The organism is uncultured Xylophilus sp. (assembly GCA_913776965.1).
In the GTDB taxonomy this organism is placed as follows: Bacteria; Pseudomonadota; Gammaproteobacteria; order Burkholderiales; family Burkholderiaceae_C; genus Xylophilus.
On sequence record CAJYQL010000108.1, the window covers coordinates 1 to 4011 of the forward strand.

2 protein-coding genes are annotated in these 4011 nt (G+C 73.3%); both read right to left on the minus strand.

Going from position 1 to position 4011, the window contains the following annotated elements:
- On the minus strand, positions 1 to 2484 hold a 2484-nt coding region (locus tag QZ500_RS15200; protein WP_295856248.1), incomplete at its 3' end, for a DUF349 domain-containing protein.
- 195 nt (positions 2485 to 2679) lie between these two features.
- Positions 2680 to 4011: DUF748 domain-containing protein (locus QZ500_RS15205; protein WP_295856249.1), on the minus strand; the 1332-nt coding region annotated here is incomplete at its 5' end.

The window sequence follows — 4011 nt, forward strand, 5'->3', positions numbered from 1 at the left end:
CCGGGTGTCGCCGAGTTCCTGGGTGCCGGGCAGCTGCTCCGCGTCGCGGGCTTCCCAGGCGCCGAGCAGTTGCGTGAGCGCCTCGCCGTGGGCCTGCGCGGCCAGCTTGCGCAGCGCCGCCTGGGCGTGCTCCAGCGCTTCGCGCGGGGCGCGGAAGGCGGTATCGCCCAGCCGCGGGCCGCGCTCTTCGCGCTCCGGCCGGTCGCCGAAGCGGCCGCCGCGGTCGGGACGGTCGCCGAAGCGCGGTGCGCCCCGGTCGCCGCCGGGACGGCCCGGGCCGCCCGGTCCGCGGCTGTCGGGCCGGCGGTCGCCGAACTTGCCGCCACGGCCCGGCACCGCCGGCGCGTCCTTCTTCATGCCCGGACGGTCGTCGCCGCGGACGGCCACCACCCGCTTCGGAGCCGGCGGCGGTGCGACCGGTGCCGGTGCGGGTGCGGCTGCGTCGGCTGCCGCCGCAGGTGCGTCGCCCTCCGCTGCGGCCGTCGCGGCGCCTTCTGCTCCGCTTTCCGTAGCATCCTGCGCAGGCGCAGCGGACGCTGGGGTTTGTTTTTCATCGTTTGCGGGTGCTGCCGCAGCCGCCGCCACGGCCGCCGCCTGCCCGCGCAGCGCGGCTTCCAGCGCCGACATCGCCGCACGGATCTTCTGCGCGTCGCCGCCGGCATTGGCCGCTTCCAGCGCCTTCGACGCATCCAGCACGATGCGGTCGTGCTCGCTCATCGCCGCGGCGGACTTCTCCCGCTCGGCCGTCTTGCGGTTGAAGGCGTCGTCGATCGGCTTGCGGAACGCATCCCACAGCTTCTGCTCGTGCTTGCGGTCGAGCGGCACCGACTGCGCCTCGGCCTGCCAGCGCTGCTGCAGCGCCTTGACCGCGTCGATGCGCAGCATCGGCTGCGCGCCGAGCGCGACCGCCTCGTCGATCATCGCGTGGCGGCGTTCCAGGCTCTGCTTCTGCGCGGCCTCCAGCGGTGCGGCCGCGGCGGCGATGGCAGCCTTCCACTGCGGCTGGATTTCGGCAAATGCCTTTTCGCCCAGGTGGCCGGCATCGCGCCAGCGGTCGGAGAACTGGTGCAGGCCGCGGTTGAGCGCCTTCCAGTCGGTGGTGGCAGCTTGCGCCGCGCCCCACGCCTTCAGTTCCTCGATCAGCGCGAGGCGCTGCGCCTTGTGCTCGGCCGCGTCGGCCTTGATCTTTTCGAGCCAGGCTTCGACGACCTTGTGGGCCTCGTTGCAGGCCTCGTCGAAGCGCTTCCACAGCGCATGGTTGGCCGGGCCGCCCTGGTCGGTCTGCTTCCACTGCTCGCGCAGGGCGCGCAGGGTTTCCTGCATCTTGCGGCCGCCGAGCGCCTGGCCTTCCGGGCGCTTGGTCAGGCCCTCGGCCTTCGCGACCAGTTCCTCGCGCAGCTGGTCGGCGCGCCAGCGCTGCCAGCCCTCCAGCTCGCCGGCGGCCTTGAGGGCGGCGTTGACCTCGGCTTCCAGCGCGTCGTCGATGTGGCGGCCGTGCTCCTTCAGCACCGCGCGCAGCGCGGCGGCGGCGCCGACGCTCGCCTTGCCGTGGCCTTCGGCGGTTTCCTGCTGCAGCTTGGCGACCGCGTCGCGCACCGCCTTCTCGGCCTTCTCGCGCACGGCGGGATCGGCCTTCGGGCGGGGCGGACGGGCGGCGCGCGGCTCGCCCGCGGGTGCGGCAGCGGCGGCAGCCGACGCCGGGACGCCGCCGCGGGCGACGATCAGTTCGTCGGCCCAGACCGGCACCGGCGGCAGCGGTGCCGCGGGGTCGGCCGCGGCAGCGGCGGCCTGGGCCAGCGCGCCCTGGAAGGCCTCCCACACCACCAGCAGCTGGGCCTTGGAGCCTTCCAGCAGCGGCGGGAACTTGGCGTCCACGCTCGGCCAGGCGGCGTCGCCGCTCAGGCCGGCCGCCTGGTCCTGCCAGTGCTGCACATCGGCCTGCAGCGTGTCGAGCGCTGCTTCGGCATCGCGCCACGGCTTGGTGGACAGCACCTCGATGCGCTGCGCCAGCAGCACCGCGGCCTCGCGCTGCACCTGCACGCGGTGCTGCAGGTCTTCGATGGTGCGGATGCGTTCGGCGATCTGGGTCTTGAGCGAGGCCAGCGGCTCGCGGCTCAGCGGCGCACCGGCCCGCGCGGCGTCGCGCTGCCAAGCCATCGCATCGGCGATGTTGAGCTTGGAGGCGCCGAGCAACGCGGTCGCCTTGTCGGCCCATTCGGCGGCAATCGCCTCCTGGCCCTTGGCGCGCTTGATCTCGTCGAGGCGCTCGCGCAGGGGCTTGGCGGCACCCTTGTCGCGCACGCTCAGTTCCTTGAAGACGTCCTGGATCTGCTCGGCCGGGGGCTGCTTGGCCAGCCATTCGCGCACGCGCGCCGAACGTTCGCCCGACGTCGGCGCGGAGAAGGCGCCACCCGTCAGCGCGTCGAGCGGATGCGCATCGGAGTTCTTGGCTGGAGCCGGGGTCGCGTCGGTTGCGTCGGACATGGTGGTACGGGAGGAAAAAGGGAACATGTACTGGTAGAGAGGACGGCGGCCGTGGGGCAGGCCGCCGTGCCGCGGAGCGGGACCGGAAGTCCGGCCGCGGCAGGAGCGGTATTTTCACCGCGTTTTGATCGTCTTCCGATATAGGGGCCATGTAGCAGTACGCAACAGCCTGCCGGGCCTGCGCGCCTGAGCGGCTCAGCGCGCCGCCAGCTTCAACTCGGCATGCGGCGCCCAGCCGTCGGTGGCGGCTTCGCGCCGCGATGCGCCCAGGAACAGCCGGTCGGTCGGCACGCCCCGCCCGGCCAGGTAGTCGCGCACCGCGCCGCCACGGCGTACGGCCAGCGTGCGGGCGGCTTCCTCATCCACGTCCACCTGCGCCATCAGCAGTGCTTCCATCTCGGCCAGCGGCACGTCGCGCGGCAGGCCGAGCGCATTGCGTGGCTTCGGCATGTCGGTGCGGGCATAGATCTGGCGCAGCAGCGCCGGATATTCGCGATCGGTGACCACGATGTCGGCCACCGCGGGGCGCGAGGGCGCATCGGCCGTGCCGGCGGCGGCCTGGGCTTCCAGCAGCCCACGGCGCTTCTCGAAGCGGGTCAGCTGCCGCAGCCGCTCGCGGCGAAAGCCCTCGCGCTCCGCCTCGAGGCTCGCGGTGCCGACCACCGTCAGCTGCAGCGATGGCCGGTCGATCAGCGCACGCGCCACGCCGTCGAGCTGGGCGCGCGCCGCCTCCGACAGCTCCGCGCTGCCCGGCGCGAATGCCACCTCGGTCTCCTGCGCGGCCGCCGGGCCGCCGCCGAAGGCTTTCGCGAGCAGGGTGAACGGCGAGGTCACCGCCCGCAGCACCAGGTTGGCGAGCGCCTTGCCGATCACCGGGCCGAGGCTGAACTGCGGGTCGTTGAGCGAACCGCTGATCGGCAGGTCGAGGTCGATCACCCCGTTGCGGTCGGCCAGCAGCGCGGTCGCAAGCCGCACCGGCAGGCTGGCCGGCGCACCGTCGACCGGCTCGCCGAAGGTGAGCTGGCGCAGTACCAGGCTGTTGCGGGCGGTGAGCCGACCGTCGGGCTGCACCTGGTAGGCCACGTCCATGCTCAGCTTGCCGCGCTCGATGCCGTGGCCGACGTACTTCACGCTGTAGGGCGACAGCGCCGGCAGATCCAGGTCACGCACCTGGCCGGTGATGTCGAGCGCCAGCGGCCGGGCGAGCGGGTTGAGACGGCCCGCGATCTCCAGCGAGGCGGTGCCTTCGGCCTTGCCCTTGAGTTCGAGCGCGGCCATCTGCGGCTGGCCGTCGGCCGGCGGCGCCGACGCGAAGGCGCCGAGCCGCCCGTTCAGTTCGCTCAGGCTGGCGGTGTACGACGGCTTGACCAGCCGGTCGGTGAACTGCACCCGGCCGTTGACGATCCGTGTCGGTCCGAACGACAGCACGGCGGGCGGCTTTTGCGACGCTTTCGGGGCTCCGGCGCCCGCTGCACCTGCGCTGGCAGCTATCGAAACAGGAGCATCTGCCGGCCCGCGGCGTACCAG